The 231-nt window shown below is 26.4% G+C and carries 1 protein-coding gene; it reads left to right on the plus strand.

Annotated features, from left to right (window positions below; all coding sequences use genetic code 11):
* Positions 1-231: hypothetical protein (locus ACY2RS_RS16000; RefSeq protein ID WP_490099639.1), on the plus strand; the 231-nt coding region annotated here is incomplete at both ends.

The raw sequence follows: 231 nt of genomic DNA on the forward strand, positions 1-231 counted from the left end.
CCATCAATTAATGGAGTTAAAATTGAAAATTCAATAGGTGTAGCTCAATCTAAATCAGGTGGTTTAAGGCTAACAGATATTGAAAATGTTAATTTAACAGAACAAAAAGTTTGGAAATTAGGTTTTTTATGGATGGATTATATTACTTCATGGAACGATTTGAAAATAAAAGATTTAGAAAAAAATAATTGGACTTTAGATTTTAAAAACGTAGTTCCTTGGAAACTAGAT

It is taken from the genome of Patiriisocius sp. 208BN25-11, from assembly GCF_058147145.1.